This window comes from Nocardia sp. NPDC005825, from assembly GCF_040630175.1.
Classification (GTDB): domain Bacteria; phylum Actinomycetota; class Actinomycetes; order Mycobacteriales; family Mycobacteriaceae; genus Nocardia.
Window position 1 is genome coordinate 59,819 of the sequence record NZ_JBEXXC010000020.1, and the last position, 14,336, is coordinate 74,154.

The window sequence follows — 14,336 nt, forward strand, 5'->3', positions numbered from 1 at the left end:
ACTCACAGGGACCCGAACCGGCCTTCCGACGGGAGATTTCGGTGAAGAAGCTCATCAACGATCCGGCCGACGTGGTGGACGCCGCCCTGGCCGGGATGGCCGCGGCGCATCCGGAGCTGCGGGTGGACTCCGAACAACGCATCGTGGTGCGCGCCGACGCGCCGCGCCCGGGCAAGGTCGGCCTGGTCTCGGGCGGCGGTTCGGGTCACGAGCCCCTGCACGGCGGCTTCGTCGGCCTCGGCATGCTGGACGCGGCCTGTCCCGGCGAGATCTTCACGTCCCCGGTGCCCGATCAGATCCAGGCCGCCACCGCGGCCGTGGACTCCGGGGCGGGCGTGCTGCACATCGTGAAGAACTACACCGGCGACGTGATGAATTTCGAGATGGCCGCCGAACTGGCCGCCGCCGAATCCGGTGCGCAGGTCCGCGCGGTCGTGGTGAACGACGATGTGGCGGTGCAGGACAGCACCTACACCGCCGGGCGGCGCGGTGTCGGCGCGACGGTGATCCTGGAGAAGATGGCGGGCGCGGCCGCCGAACAGGGCCGGCCGCTCGACGAGGTGGCGCGCGTCGCGGAAACGGTGAACGCGTGCTCGCGCAGCATGGGGATGGCGTTGACCTCCTGCACGGTCCCCTCGGTCGGGCACCCCACCTTCGAGCTCGGCGACGCCGAGATGGAGATCGGCATCGGCATCCACGGCGAGCCCGGCCGGGAGCGGGTGCCGCTGGCCCCGGCCCGCGAGGTGGCGGGGATGCTGCTGGAGCCGATTCTCGCGGATCTGCCGTTCGCGGCGGGTGATCGGGTGCTGTGCTTCGTCAACGGCATGGGCGGGACGCCCCTCATCGAGCTGTACCTCATGTTCGACGAGGTGGCGCGGATCCTGCGCGGGCGCGGGATCCACGTCGAGCGCTCGCTGGTCGGGCCGTACATCACGTCACTCGACATGGCGGGCTGCTCGGTCACGGTGACCCGGCTGGACGAGGAGTTGACGGCACTGTGGGACGCGCCGGTGCGGACTCCGGCGCTGCGGTGGGGCATCTGATGGCGACGGTCGACGTGTCCGCGTGGGTGCGCGGATTCGCGGCGCTGGTGGACGAACACGCCACCGAGTTGACCGCGCTGGACGCCGCCATCGGCGACGCGGATCACGGGACGAACATGCAGCGAGGAACGAAGGTGGCCGTTGCGGCACTCGATGATTCGTCGTCACCGGCCGAGACCACGAAGCAGACCGCCCTGGTACTGATCCGCACCATCGGCGGCGCCAGTGGTCCGCTGTTCGGCACGTTCTTCCTGCGCTTCGCCGGCTCCATCGGGAGCGGTTCGGAGATCGGTGATTTCGCGCGGGCGTTCCGGGCGGGTCTGGACGGTGTGATCGCCCGCGGGAAGGCCGAGCCCGGGGACAAGACCATGGTGGATGCCCTCGGTCCCGCGGCCGACGTCCTGGACAAGCAAGTCGCGGGCGGCGCCGCGGCCGAGGTCGCGCTGGACGCCGCGGTCGCCGCGGCCGAAGCCGGTCGCGATGCCACGACGCCGCTGGTGGCGCGCAAGGGCCGGGCGTCGTATCTGGGTGAACGCAGTGCGGGACACCAGGATCCGGGTGCGACCAGTGCCGCCCTGCTGGTGCGGGCGGCACGGCAGGCCCTGCGATGATCGGACTGGTGGTGGTCTCGCACAGCCGCGCGCTGGCCGAGGCCGCGGTGGCGCTGGCCGCCGGCCTGTTACCCGATCAGGGTGTGGCGGTGCGGATCGCGGCGGGACTGTCCGCGGAGGAATTCGGCACCGACGCGGTCGCGGTCGCCGACGCTGTCCGGGAGGCCGATTCCGGGGACGGCGTGCTGGTGTTGATGGATCTGGGGAGCGCCGTGCTGTCCGCCGAGACCGCGCTCGATCTGCTCGAATCCCCAGTGCGGGTGCACCTCTCGGCAGCTCCGCTGGTCGAGGGTCTGGTCGCGGCGCTGGCCGTGGCGGGTGGGGGTGCTGATCTGGAGGCCGTCGCCCGCGAAGCCGACGGCGCGCTCACCGCGAAGCGGTCGCAGCTCGGCTCATCCACAGAACCGGGGGTCGCGATCGATCCACATCCATCCACAGGTAGTGCACCTGTGGATGACTCGGCCGTCACCGAGATATTCGAGGTGACCGGTCGGCACGGATTGCATGCCCGCCCCGCAGCCGAGTTGGTCTCGGCCCTGCGGGATTTGGACGCACACGTCGAACTCCGCAATGCCACCACCGGCATCGGACCGGTACCCGGCGACAGCCTGACCCGGGTCCTCACCCTCGGCGTCGTGCCCGGGCATCGGCTGGAAGTGCGCGCGACCGGACCCGACGCGGCCCTGGCCGTCTCGAAAGTTCGTACCCTGACCGCGAATTGACGCCTACCGCAGCGCCCGCACGCCGAGGAAGAAGTCGACGATCTCCTCGGAAGCCCGGATACCCGACGCCCCGGTGACCGCCACGCGGGGATGACGCCAGTTCCGCTGCTCCAGCTCACCGTGTCGCGGCCGGATGGCGGCGTCGGCGCCGATCAGCATCTCCGCGTCGAGTGAGCCGTCGCCCGCGGCCAGCAGCGGCGACCCGGCGCGCAGTTCGCCCGAGTCGAGCATGCGGCGCCGAACTTCGCGCACCGCATCGCTTTTGCACACCGGGGTCGGCATGGCGTAGATCTTTCGGCCCTGCTGCGAGGCCGACCAGCCGCGCGGGCGGCACCAGGCGTCCAAGTCGGCGAGGAATCCGGCGGGCAGCCGCTCCTGGTCCACGACCAGGTAGCAGAACAGGTCGTCGGCCTCGCGCAGTCGCAGCGCGAACGATTCGTCCACGCGGGCCCGCAATTCCGCGCGCACCTCGACGAGGGTGGCGCATTCGGCGCGCACCCGGGCGTCGAGGGCGGAACGCCAGCGCCGGTCCGGCAGCCCGTTGCGCAGGATGCTGCCGCCATTGCTGGTGACGGCGTAGGGCCACGGCCCACCGGGCAGGCGGATGCGCTGGAACTGCTCGATGGTGCGGGTGGTGACCGGTACCACGGCGGCGGTCTCGGCCAGGATCTTCAGCCGTTCGGCCGCCGTCGCCGTCATGTACGAGAGCGGCTGTCCCTCATACTCTTCCACGCACACGGTGTCGGGGTTCGCGTTCCCGAAGGCCGCTCGCGTATAGATCAGCGTCCGATCGAGATCGGTCGCCACCATCACCTCGCGCTGCTGCACTGGCTATCCCTTCACTTCCTTGATCAAGCCCATACAGGCGTACGCCAAATCCGGCACGACTTCGACCGGCACGCCGCGTGCCGCGGCGAGGAGCCGGATGTGCGCGTGCTCACCCGCGTCCGGATCACGCACCAGCACCCGCCACGGCACGCGCCGCAGCAGCACCCGGGTGGTCTCCCCCACACCGGGTTTCACGAAGTTCACGCTCGAGATCCCGTACTCGGCCCGCACCCGCTCCACCGAGGCCCAGCCGGCCCAGGTGGGGGTCCGGTCGGCGGCCAGCAGCTCGCGCACCCGCGCGTCCACCTGCGGGCGCACCCGGTCGAAGCAGTCGCTCACGGCGTCCAGCAGGCGGTTGGACTGGTCCTCGCCCGCGAGGTCGCGGTAGAACTTGGCGCCGTGGAACTGTCCGGGCGCGAGCAGCCGGTCATTGAGCACCGTGCGTGAAATCAGGCCCGACACTGTCGAATTCAAGCACGCGGAGGCGATCAGGAAATCGTCCCTGGTGCCGAAGGTCCGCGCGCAGCCGCCCGGATCGGCCAGGACCGCCAGGTCCGGGTCGAACCGGGCCCCGCCCGCCGCGTGATACGCCGCCAGCGCCGCGTCGAGCTCGCGGGTGATGGCCCCCTTGCCGGTCCATCCGTCCACGAACACCACCCGTGCCGGATCGTGGTTGCGGGCTAGGTGATCCAGTGCGGCCGAGTCGATTCCGCGATCCCGCACGATCGACACCGCGTAGTGCGGGGCGTCGATCCCCCCGCGGCCCAGCCACCGCCGCATCAGCACGCCCACCGGTGTCCCGGCCCGCGCCAGCGAGGCCAGCACGATATCGGGCCCGCGCTCGGCGACCACCAGTTCCGCCAGTGTCGCCACGGCCAGTGCCAGCCGCTCCGCGCTCTCGGCCAGCACCTTGTCGAACAGCTCGCGGTAGGCGGCATCCGGCTGGTACTCGACCGGCAGCGATTCCGCGTAGTGCGCCACCCCGGCTTGGATCCGCCGTTCGCGTTCCGCGACATCGGCTTCCAGCTCCGCGCCGGACAGGTCCGTCAGTAGCCAGGCCACCTCATCCGGCGCGTACGAGCCGAACTCCGGCCCGCGCAACGGTTCCAGGTGCACGGCGACGTCCGCCACAACCGTGGCCACGGCATCCGCGGCCTCGGTCCGACCGCTGGTCCCGCGCCGCAGCGCCGGCCGGGAACGAGCGGTGGCCAGTGCGCGCGGATCGGCCTCGGGCAGTACGGCGATCAGCACGTCGGCGCCCGAGGCGGTGAGGACATCGACCAGTCCGCCGGCGGCCAGGAGCCGTTCGCCGTCGGCGGGACGATCGATCACGACGAGCAGCAGCGGATCGATCGGGTCCGGCACCCCGAACGCGTCCGGCCACCGCGCGTTGTACAGATAGCGCGGGGCGTCCTCGTCCGGTTCCGGTGCGGCGAAACGGAATCCGCGCCGCAACGGGTAACCCGGTTCGTCCAGCACGTAGGCGGGGGAGCGGGTCGTGGTCTGATATCGGGTGGGAATGCCGTTGTCGGACAAGGCCGCCGCGATGCGCAGCGGCAGATACATCAACTCCTCGTGGGCGATGACGATGACCGGCCGAGGTCCGGCCGCGCGGCGCCCGGCCAGGGTGTCCAGTTCGCGGGAGAGGGTCTCGGTAGCACGGGTGAGGGCCGCCTCGAACGGCTCGGCGTCCGAGCCGAGGAAGCCGTGACGGCCGCCCTCGGGAACATCGTGGGGCCACGGTATCTCGACCCGGGTGCTGGTGCCGCGGCGTTCCGAGATCGGGTTCAGCGCGGGTTCGGGCAAGGCCGCGACCGCGTCGACCAGGTCCGTGGGCAGCACGGTGCTGCCGCCCGCCAGGCAGACGGTGTCGATGCGCGCGCCGAGCTCGGCGGCCGCCCGCTCGAAGGCGCGGCGGTCGGCGTCGGTCCGCATGTCCACCAACGACGCCAGCACGTAGTGCGTGCGCGGGGTCAGGGCGTGCAGGGCGCGGACGGCGTCCAGCGCCGTTGCGCCGGTGGAGATCTCGTCGTCGACCAGCACCATGGGCAGGTCGTTGTGGAAGACCGCGGCGGGCATGGGTTGCAGCAGGTGGGAGGTGGCGTGCGAGTGGCCCTCCTCGAAGCCCGCGAGGGTGTCGGCGGTCGGCACGTCGCGGCGGGTGGAGTGCAGGTAGCACTGTGCGCCGATCCGCGCGGCAACGGTGTGCCCCAGCCCCGTGGCCGTTTCCGCGAACCCGAGCACGACCGCCGACGGTCGCGGCGTGGCATCGCCCTCGACTGTCGCCGCCCCGGCCGCCGTGATCAGCGCCTCGAGGACGAGATCGCCCAGTCGGTTGCCCGCGTCGAGGACCCGATGCGGGTCGGTGGGCAGATGTTTGCCGAGCACCGTCGAAACCAGCAGGTGGGCGCGGCGGGGATTGCGGCGCAGACCCGGCTCGACCAGGGTGTCGACGCGCCAATCCGGCTCACACAGGACCGACTCGGTGTGGTGCAGGGTGAGGCCGAGTTCCCGGGTGGCCCAGGGGAGTTCGCGGGTGGCCGCGGGTAGGGCGGGGTCGGCGGTCACGATTCGACCAGGGCCTTGAGCAGGTCCACGAAGGAGACTCCTTTGTTGGCGACGCCGAAGACCCGGGCGCGCAGCATGATCTGGTGGGCCCAGCTGCGGTGCGGGCGCATCTCGTTCATCTTGTTGCGGTACTCGGAGGCGGCGACCCCGCCTGCGCCGGTGCTGAGAATGTCGGCGGCGTCGGCGTATTCCTCGTGGGTCACGATGGACAGCGCGTGCACGACCGCGACGTGGGTGGGGTGGATGACGGTCTTGCCCTGGATGCCGTTGGCGCGGTCCAGGGTGATCTCCCGCAGCAGCCCGTCCATGTCCCGGCTGACCAGCGACTGCCGGAACGGGACGGCGTCCACCTCGGCGAAGGGGGCGGTGCGCAGCAGCGGCCGGAACATGCGGGTGTGGTCGGCGAAGTACTCCCAGACCGGTCCGGTGATGGTGAATCCGGTGCCGTCGGCGCGGCCCAGATAGTTGACGATGTCGGCGATGACGTCGGCGACCACGCGCACGTCGTAGATGGTGAGGTCGCGGTCGCGGCGAATCCCGAAGGTGGAGCACATGTCCGTGGCCCCGATGCGGACGGCGAGGATGCGGTCCCGGTGCGCGGTGAGCAGCTCCCCGATGCGGCCCAGTTCCCGGTCGCGGGTCTCGCGGTGCACCAGGGCGGGGGATTCCAGCACGGGCATGCCGAAGACGGTGCGGCCCAGCCGTTCCGACGCGAGTTCCAGCGCGTCCAGGTAGTCGGCGGCGCAGGCGCTGTCGAACTTGGGCAGCACGAAGCCGGTGAGCGCCGTCGCGCCCGCCCCGAGTCGTCCGGCGATCTCGCCGATGCTCTGCGGGTCGCGCACCCGCACGAACAGCAGCGGGTAGGCCTCGCCGCTGGCCGCCAGTTCGTCGAGGGTGGCGGCGGCCTGCCATTTCCCGTATTCGACGGCATGGTCGGCGACCGCGTCCTCGAGGTCGATGACCATCGAGCACACGCCGCGTTCGGCGCGGCGCAGGATGGTGGCGGTGAGGTCGGCCCGGGTGGCGGGCACGTACAGGGTCGCGCCCAGCGCCATGGCCAGCAGGTCGCGATCGCGGGAGCCGCCGAAGGCCTCCGGCAGGCGGTGGAACAGCCGCCGCAGCTCCGGGCCCGGCACCTGCCGGAAATGCCGCAGCGGGAAGCGCTTCCGCAAGGAGACCGGTGCGACGTCCGGGTCGCTGGTGATCATCGCGGTCATCGTCGCGGACGTCCTCCTGGTGACTTTCGGTCTATCTGTCGGTATTTCGCATGCGTTCGACGACTCCGGCGACGAACGCGGTGATCGCGTCGAGTTCGGACACGTACGCCCAATAGTCGGGATGGCGGCCGGTCAGGCCCGCGGTGGCCCGGTCCAGGCGTTCGGCCTGGGCGTCGAGCACCGAACCCCATTGCGGGACGACGCCCTTGTTGACCGCCAGCATCTGCGCGTCGCGCAGTTTGAAGCGAACGGACTTGGCGCGCTCGGCCGGTTGTTCCCGGACCGCGCGTAGCTGGGCGAGCCGGTCGGTGACGGCCTCGGCGCTCTCCTCGGCGGCGGCGAGGCGGGCACGGGCGGTGGTGGTCAGGTCGAGCGCGTCCTCCGGGTCGTGGGCGGCCAGGGCGGCCCGGGCGCGGGCCAGGTCCGCGTCGGCGGCCTCGACGGCCTCCCGGGCTTGTCGCTCATTGTTGGCCAAATCGTTCGATGACGCAGCCGCGAATTCCCGCAGCAGCGCGGACATGGCCGGAGCGACACGGTCGAGCCGGTTGCGGGCGGCATCGAGCCGGGTGACCGCCGACGCCAGCGCGGTGGTGGCCGAATGCTGTTTGCCGGGAGCGGCTTCCAGGGCACTGGACAGCTCGCGGGTACGCGAGTCGAGCCGGGTCGCGGCGTCACGGGCGGGGGCCCCGGCGCCGCCGATCGCGGCGGCCTCGAGTGTGAGCAGCGCCTCATCCAGAGCCGCCGCGCATTGCCGCACCGAGGGGTAGGCGGCGTACGGGGAGGCGTCGGCCTGCTGCCGGATCCGCTGCGCGTCGGCGCGGGTCTGCGAGACCAGTTGCGGCACCGACCCGAACACCGCGACCGCGTGCTCAAGGTGGGCCTGATCACCGCGGTAGTAGTCGTCGACCGCCCGCGCGGCGTCGGTGAGCCGCCGGACCACGCCGTCGATCTCGGGCTGCGGGATCATGCCCGTGCCCTCGCGTTCGACCTGCTCGAGGCGTTCATCGAGGGCCAGGTAGGCGCCGGACGCGTCGTAGCAGCGGGCCCGCACCGGTTCCCAGCGCGCGGCCGCGCCACGTTCGGGGAACAGCGCGGCGGACGCGGCGACGGCGGCCTCGGCGATGCTCTGCCGCCGATCCATATCGAGGAAGGCCGCCGTCAGCATCGACCGGGCCTGTTGCACCCATTCGTTGTTCCGGGGTGCCCGGAACCATCCGCTTCGACGGCCTGCCACGCCACGATCGTAGGCAACCCTGGACGATCACGGCGACCGTGCGTCGGCGAACATCTCGGCCGCGCGTTGACGATTGCCGCGACCGCGGCGATGGAGTGTGTGACCCTGTCCTGTGACAGGCTGTCGTCGCACGGTTGCCTTGACCCATTCCTACCCATGGCTTGGGGAAACCATTACTGTCGACGTCGGCGGAACCTGGACAGTGGGCGAAGCCGTTAGACAAGAAACGCTTCGAACGCTTAACAACGGAAGGATCCCCGCAATGGGTGTCAGTTTGTCCAAGGGCGGTAACGTTTCACTGACCAAGGCGGCGCCGAACCTGACTCAGGTCGCCGTCGGCCTGGGCTGGGACGTGCGCACCACCACCGGCACCGACTTCGACCTCGACGCCAGCGCCATCGCGACCGGCGTCGACAAGAAGGCGCTGTCGGACAAGCACTTCGTGTTCTTCAACAACCTGCAGTCCCCGGAGGGCACCATCGTGCACGCCGGCGACAACCTCACCGGTGAGGGCGAGGGCGACGACGAGGTCATCAACATCGACCTGGCCAACACCCCGCCGGCCGTGGAGTCCGTCTTCTTCCCGGTCTCGATCTACGACGCCGACTCGCGCGGCCAGAGCTTCGGCCAGGTCCGCAACGCCTACATCCGGGTCGTGGACCGCTCCAACGGAACCGAGCTGGCCCGCTACGACCTGTCCGAGGACGCGTCCACCGAAACCGCCATGGTGTTCGGTGAGCTCTACCGCAACAATGGTGAGTGGAAGTTCCGGGCCATCGGCCAGGGCTACGCCTCGGGCCTCTCGGGCATCGCCCGGGACTTCGGCGTCAACGTCTGACCAGCTCGCGACGGCGCGAAGTACCAGCGTCTCAATAGAACACACGGCGACACGTCGAGGGCTCGATCGCACGAGCCCTCGACGTGTGTCCGCTCGACCGGCATGTCACCCGACCCCGGCACAACGAAAGGCCCACTGCGGTGCGAATATTCGGCCTCTCCATCATCGTCACCGTACTGTCGCTGATCGCGGCGCTGGTGTACGGCGGACCCACAGCCCTGGTGCTGTGCGCCATCCTGGGCATCCTCGAGGTGTCCCTATCCTTCGACAACGCGGTCATCAACGCCAGCATCCTGCAGCGGATGAGCGAGTTCTGGCAGCGCATCTTCCTGACCATCGGCGTCGTCATCGCCGTCTTCGGTATGCGCCTGGTGTTCCCGCTGGCCATCGTGTGGATCACGGCCGGGCTCAGCCCCGTTCGCGCCTTCGACCTGGCCATGAACCCGCCCGCGGACGGCGCGCTCAGCTTCCCGGACGGCAGCCCGTCCTACGAGAAGCTGCTCACCGACGCGCACCCGCAGATCGCGGCCTTCGGCGGCGCGTTCCTGCTGCTGCTGTTCTTCAACTTCATCCTCGAGGAGCACGAGGTCACCTGGCTGGGCTGGATCGAACGCCCGCTGGCCAAGCTCGGCAAGCTGGACATGCTCGCGGTGGTGCTCACCCTGGCGGGCATCGTCATCGCGGCGGAGTTCATCGCCCATGACGACGACCGCGGCACCGTGCTGCTGGCCGGCATCCTCGGCACCATCACCTACATCGTGGTCGACGGACTCGGATCACTGTTCCACGCTGAGGAACACGCGAACGGCGAAGGCGGACCCTCCGAAGTCGTCAAGGCGACCGGCAAGGCGGCGTTCTTCCTGTTCCTGTACCTGGAAGTGCTCGACGCCTCGTTCTCCTTCGACGGCGTGATCGGCGCGTTCGCCATCACCTCCGACCCGATCCTGATCGCCCTGGGCCTCGGCCTGATCGGCGCCATGTTCGTCCGCTCGATCACCGTGTACCTGGTGCGCAAGGGCACCCTCTCGGAGTACGTGTACCTCGAGCACGGCGCGTTCTGGGCCATCGGCGCGCTGGCGGTCATCCTGCTCATCACCATCGGCGTGCACGTCAACGAGGTGATCAGCGGTCTGGTCGGCGTGGCGTTCATCGGCGCGGCGTTCGTCACCAGCATCATTCGCAACCGGCGCGAGGAAGCGGAAGCCGACGATGCGGAACCCGAACTGGAGAAGTCGCCCAGCCTGAGCTGATCCGCACACGAAACACGAAGCCCGCCGTCCGATTTCGGACGGCGGGCTTTTCTGTTCACACCCTGCGGCTCTGGTCACACCATGCGACGCGGGACGACCAGATGCTTGGCGCGCCGCACCGACACCCGCGACCACAGCACCTGTTGCAGGAGCAGGGTCAGCCACCCCGCGATCGCCATGCCCGCGATATTGATCAGCAACTGCGCCAGACTGCCCCACACCGTCGAGCCGTCGGCGATCGCCACGCCGAGCGCGATATTGCCCGCGGCGGGCACCGTCGTCACCGAGATGAAAACCCCGGCCAGGCCCAGGGATTTGGCCGAGGTGATGGCCAGCACCCCCGCCGCCCCCGCGATCACCGCGACGATGAACGACCACTTGTCCGGGGTGTAGATGAAGGCGGTGGCCGGCCGCGGGCCGGTCACCTGCGCCGTGGTGATCCAACCCAGCGCTCGCGCGATCAGCGCCAGCACGATGGTGACGCCGATGGCCGCCACGAAGCCGAACACCAAGGTGCGCGAGGCCAGCCGGAACAGCACGAACCGCCGGCGGACCAAGGCGACGCCCAAGGCCGCGACGGGTCCGAACTCCGGTCCCAGCACCATGGCGCCGACGGTGAGGATCTGGGAGTCGGTGACGATGGCGATGCTCGCGATGACGATGGCCAGCGTCAGGAAGCTCAGGTAGGTCCAGTTCAGTTCGGATTCGTCGTAGGCCCGCTGCGCCACCTGCGCCCACACCACCGAATCCGAACTGCTGCCCGGGGTGCGCACCTCCGCCTCGAAACCGCTGCGCGACAGCCAGGTTCCGACCTGCTCGACCTCGATGCTGCCCTCCTGGTGCACCCGCAGGTCGCGCAGCCGCTGGATGACATCGTTGGCGGCCTCGCGGGCGAGCTGCGCGGTGATCAGGTCGCCCGCGGGGCGCACCGCCGCGCCGCGCAGGACCACCAGGCCCGTCACCGCGTCGTCGTCGAGTACCTCGAGTACCGGGTCGGTCAGGGTGGCGGGGGCCAGGATCCGCAGGTGCAGCATGCGCCCAGTCTGCCGTGCCCGGGTGTCCGGAACCGTCAGGCCCGCACGGGCTGTCGCCCGGCGACACCGGGTCGTTCGGCGGTGGCGGGCGCGGCCGGCGACCGGCGCGACGCCAGGACCAGGCCGACCAGTCCGACGCCCAGGCCCGCGATCGTCAAGGGCCGCAACGGCTGATCGATCACCAGCCAGGCCATCACCGCGGTGACCGCCGGAATCGCGAAGAAGAAGCGGCCGACCCGGGTGGTGTCCCAGCGCTGCAGCATGGTGTTCAACAGCAGGAACGCGCCCATCGAGTTCACCAGCACCATCCACACCATGGAACCGGCGAAGCGGGACGGGTCAGCGATGTGGAATTCCCCACCGGCCCAGGCCATCACGCCCGCGAAGGGCGCGCTCACCGCCACGTGCAGGGCGGTGCCCGTGCGCGGATCGAGCGCCGGGGTGAAGCGCTTCTGATAGACGGTGCCCAGGCTCAGGCCGAGCAGCCCGACCACGCACAGCAGCAGGCCGGGCAGCGAGAAGGCCGGTTGATCCAGCACTGCGAGGCCCACGCCCACCCCGCCCACGCCGAAGCCCAGCCACTGCCGCGCGCTCACCGATTCGCCCAGGGCCCCGGCGAATACCGCGATCACCACCGGACTCAGGCCCTGGACCAGGGAGATGACCGCGGCGGTGACGTGCTCGTGCATGGCGGTGTAGAACGCGCCGAACTGGACCATCTGCATGAGCAGGCCCGCGACCAGGGTGTGCGCGAGCACCTTGCCGCGCGGCCAGACCGCGCGGGACAGCAGCGCGAACACGATGAGCAGCGCGCCCGCGATGCCGAAGCGGGCGAAGAGCACCAGCATCGGCGGGGCCGCGCCGACGCCGATGATCCCGGCGATGAAGGCGCTGCTCCACATGAGGATCAGGGCCGGTGGGCCCGCCACGTCCAAGAGCCGGTTCTCCATGATCCCTCCAAGCACTAACCCGTTCAGGTGGTTATCACCGTCGCACCGCAGTGAGTAACCTGTCAAGGGGGTTATGATCGGGACATGTCATCGTTCGCCGACCCGCACCTGTTCGTCAGCGGCAATCTCGCGCTGAACTTCATCGGCACGGTGGGGGAACGGCGCACCACCTTCATCGAACGGATCACCAGCGCCGCCGACCTGGGCGAATGGACCGTCGCGGCCGGAATCCTCGACACCGCGCCCGACTGCGGAGACGCCCTCGAACCCGCGCGCCGGCTGCGCGAGGCGGCCTGGCGGCTCATGCAGGCCACCTTGCACGGCAAACCCCTCGCCGACGCCGACCGCAGGCTGCTCAACCGGCACGCACACGGCGACCTGCCCGAACTCACGCTGCGCGCGGACGGTTCGGTCACCCGCGGCGGGACGATCGAATCCGCGCTCACCGCCATCGCCCGCTCGGCCGTCGAACTACTCGGCGGCCCGGAACGCGAACGGCTCAAGGAATGCGGGCGAGACGCCTGCACCCGCCTCTACCTGGACACCTCACGCGGCGGTTCGCGCCGGTGGTGCGATATGGCGGTCTGCGGAAACCGGGCCAAGGGCAAGGCTTTCCGCGCCCGGAACGCCGATGCGGAAGGGTGATCGCTCCGAGGCGGACACGAACACGAAGAAGAACACCAGCAGCAGCACCGCCCGGCCCCACACGCCGATCTGCACCAGATACTGCTCGACCTCGTACGGGTGACCCGACCCGAGCTCGTAGAAGTAGCGGAAGACGCCGACGCCGATGCACAGGTCCGCCAGCAGATAGGCGATCACCAGACTCCACGGCACTCGCAGCAGCACCAGGAACGGGATCAGCCACAGTGTGTACTGCGGCGAATGCACCTTGTGGAACAACAGGAATCCACACAGCATGGCGCCGCTGACCCCGATCCACGGATACACCCCGGCCAGCCGATACCGGCGCACGCCCAGCCAGCAGGCCAGCACGAACGACGCCACCACCAGCGTCGGCGAGAGCACCGACACCAGGTGCTGGAAGGCCGATTCCGACTCCTGCGACGGACCGAACAGCGGGCGCAATCCCCAGTACCAGATGGAATTCGTGGTGATATCGGCGTGCCGCAATTGCTGGAAGGTGATCGACGCGCGCCAGCCGTCGTAACCCGCGAGCGCGAACGGCAGATTGATCGCGACCACCGTGCCGATCGCGGTCGCGGCCACCATCAGCGCGCCGCGCACATCGAATCGCCGCTCCCGCAAAGGATGTTCACCGAGCAGCACATAGATCAGCAACGGCAGCACGAAGATGCCGGGATACAACTTGAAACAGAAGCCGATCGCCAGGAATACCGCGGCGGCGATCGCGCGATCCCGCAGTGAATACCGGGTCAGCGTCGTCATCACATAGAACGCGGCGACCGCGGTCGCGACCACCGGCAGTTCCCAATTGTGAAAGGCGTAGAGCACCAACGGCGGCGCGGCCGCCCACAACAATGCCGCCGGGCCGGCCATGCGGGCCAGCAGATACGCGGTCAGCAGAGCGAACGGGGCCAGCAGCAGCGCCGAATGCCACAGGAAGGCCGCGTCGGTGTGCGCGCCGATGCCGCCGATCCACATGAACAGGCCACTGAGCACCGGATACTCCACCGCGCCGCCGGTCAGCTGACCGTCCGGGGTGATGCCGCCGGTTATATAAGGAAAGACGTGGTGATCGATGCCGCGACCCAGCCACAGGAACTGGATGTCGGAATAACAGACATCCGAATCTTTGATCACGTCGAAGAGCACGCTGCGCCCGGATTCGTCGTACGGGCCGACCGCGCAGCGCGCCTTGTTCACGAACGCGATCAACAATGTGACCCCGCACACCAGCGTCGAGATGATCGCGATCATCGACCCGCGCGCATCGCGACGGCGGGGAACGGCCGCAACGCTGACGACCGGTCGATTCTGCATGCGCATCACCCTAGGTGGCTGGTCGGCGTGTTCGCCTGTTCAAAATATGGACTGGCCCGATTTCGCAGGCCACGCC

The 14,336-nt window shown here is 69.7% G+C and carries 13 protein-coding genes; 6 read left to right on the top strand and 7 right to left on the bottom strand.

Annotation, left to right across the window (positions count from 1 at the left end; all coding sequences use genetic code 11):
• Nucleotides 1–41 precede the first annotated feature (41 nt).
• The 3 genes from dhaK to dhaM are packed head-to-tail and all read left to right on the top strand — an operon-like array spanning nucleotide 42 to nucleotide 2,376.
• Complete coding sequence (gene dhaK / locus ABZ382_RS33505; protein WP_357097442.1) at nucleotides 42–1,043, top strand: dihydroxyacetone kinase subunit DhaK; 1,002 nt, start codon at nucleotides 42–44, stop codon at nucleotides 1,041–1,043.
• Nucleotides 1,043–1,654, top strand: a complete 612-nt coding sequence (gene dhaL / locus ABZ382_RS33510) for a dihydroxyacetone kinase subunit DhaL (RefSeq protein ID WP_357097444.1) — start codon at nucleotides 1,043–1,045, stop codon at nucleotides 1,652–1,654. Before dhaK ends, dhaL begins: the two co-directional genes overlap by 1 nt.
• On the top strand, nucleotides 1,651–2,376 hold the full coding sequence (gene dhaM / locus ABZ382_RS33515) for a dihydroxyacetone kinase phosphoryl donor subunit DhaM (RefSeq protein ID WP_357097446.1): 726 nt from the start codon (nucleotides 1,651–1,653) through the stop codon (nucleotides 2,374–2,376). Before dhaL ends, dhaM begins: the two co-directional genes overlap by 4 nt.
• 3 nt (nucleotides 2,377–2,379) lie before the next feature.
• Here the strand turns inward: dhaM and ABZ382_RS33520 are convergent, their stop codons facing one another.
• The 4 genes from ABZ382_RS33520 to ABZ382_RS33535 are packed head-to-tail and all read right to left on the bottom strand — an operon-like array spanning nucleotide 2,380 to nucleotide 8,223.
• Nucleotides 2,380–3,186, bottom strand: coding sequence for an HAD family hydrolase (locus ABZ382_RS33520; RefSeq protein ID WP_357097497.1), 807 nt, complete (start codon nucleotides 3,184–3,186; stop codon nucleotides 2,380–2,382).
• A gap of 21 nt (nucleotides 3,187–3,207) precedes the next feature.
• A complete protein-coding gene (locus ABZ382_RS33525; protein WP_357097448.1) occupies nucleotides 3,208–5,772 on the bottom strand; it encodes a phosphoribosyltransferase in 2,565 nt (854 codons plus the stop codon).
• Nucleotides 5,769–6,980 carry an HpcH/HpaI aldolase/citrate lyase family protein gene (locus ABZ382_RS33530; protein ID WP_357097499.1) on the bottom strand — a complete coding sequence of 404 codons (1,212 nt, stop codon included), beginning with the start codon at nucleotides 6,978–6,980 and terminating at the stop codon, nucleotides 5,769–5,771. The genes ABZ382_RS33525 and ABZ382_RS33530 overlap by 4 nt, the downstream gene beginning before the upstream one ends.
• Nucleotides 6,981–7,020: 40 nt before the next feature.
• Nucleotides 7,021–8,223, bottom strand: a complete 1,203-nt coding sequence (locus ABZ382_RS33535) for a hypothetical protein (RefSeq protein ID WP_357097450.1) — start codon at nucleotides 8,221–8,223, stop codon at nucleotides 7,021–7,023.
• 262 nt (nucleotides 8,224–8,485) lie between these two features.
• Here ABZ382_RS33535 and ABZ382_RS33540 point away from each other — a divergent pair, with 262 nt between their 5' ends.
• Nucleotides 8,486–9,061 (top strand): TerD family protein, encoded by a 576-nt coding sequence (locus ABZ382_RS33540; protein WP_357097452.1) that lies wholly within the window; start codon nucleotides 8,486–8,488, stop codon nucleotides 9,059–9,061.
• A 140-nt stretch (nucleotides 9,062–9,201) separates the two neighbouring features.
• Nucleotides 9,202–10,311, top strand: a complete 1,110-nt coding sequence (locus ABZ382_RS33545; protein ID WP_357097454.1) for a DUF475 domain-containing protein — start codon at nucleotides 9,202–9,204, stop codon at nucleotides 10,309–10,311.
• A gap of 74 nt (nucleotides 10,312–10,385) precedes the next feature.
• Here ABZ382_RS33545 and ABZ382_RS33550 read toward each other — a convergent pair whose 3' ends face one another.
• Nucleotides 10,386–11,345, bottom strand: a complete 960-nt coding sequence (locus tag ABZ382_RS33550) for a DUF389 domain-containing protein (RefSeq protein WP_357097456.1) — start codon at nucleotides 11,343–11,345, stop codon at nucleotides 10,386–10,388.
• Between the two features lie 35 nt (nucleotides 11,346–11,380).
• Nucleotides 11,381–12,295, bottom strand: coding sequence for a DMT family transporter (locus ABZ382_RS33555; RefSeq protein WP_357097458.1), 915 nt, complete (start codon nucleotides 12,293–12,295; stop codon nucleotides 11,381–11,383).
• Nucleotides 12,296–12,379: 84 nt separating this feature from the next.
• Here ABZ382_RS33555 and ABZ382_RS33560 point away from each other — a divergent pair, with 84 nt between their 5' ends.
• A complete protein-coding gene (locus ABZ382_RS33560; RefSeq protein ID WP_357097460.1) occupies nucleotides 12,380–12,940 on the top strand; it encodes an ABATE domain-containing protein in 561 nt (186 codons plus the stop codon).
• Here the strand turns inward: ABZ382_RS33560 and ABZ382_RS33565 are convergent.
• A complete protein-coding gene (locus ABZ382_RS33565) occupies nucleotides 12,842–14,197 on the bottom strand; it encodes a hypothetical protein (RefSeq protein ID WP_357097501.1) in 1,356 nt (451 codons plus the stop codon). The genes ABZ382_RS33560 and ABZ382_RS33565 overlap by 99 nt on opposite strands.
• Nucleotides 14,198–14,336 lie beyond the last annotated feature (139 nt).